The 325-nt window shown below is 47.7% G+C and carries 1 protein-coding gene; it reads left to right on the top strand.

The annotated features are described in order from the left end of the window. Positions 1-63: 63 nt before the first annotated feature. Positions 64-325: transposase family protein (locus tag VBE63_RS31280; RefSeq protein WP_323686818.1), on the top strand; the 262-nt coding region annotated here is incomplete at its 3' end.

Consider the following 325-nt stretch of genomic DNA (forward strand, 5'->3'; position numbering starts at 1 on the left):
CCTGTGCCTCAGCGTGGGCTCAAGTCGCTGGGCGTGCCGCGGTGGCAGGTTTTAGCCCTGTGAATGGTTACTCGTCATTTTCGTCCTCAACCTCTAAGTACAGAAGAAAATAAGCAGCAAATTCAAGAAATTATAATTGACGGTACCGAAAGGCGCAGCCAGCGCCCGAAGGATTCTCGAAAACAGAAGAACTACTATAGCGGCAAGAAGCATGCCCACACGTTCAAAAATACAATCATTTCCGATAGCGATAAAGGAATTTCTGTTGTCGGTCCGACATCTCCTGGTCGTCGTCATGACTACTCACTTCTCAAGAAAGAACTTG

This window comes from Lamprobacter sp. (assembly GCF_034860625.1).
Classification (GTDB): Bacteria; Pseudomonadota; Gammaproteobacteria; order Chromatiales; family Chromatiaceae; genus Lamprobacter.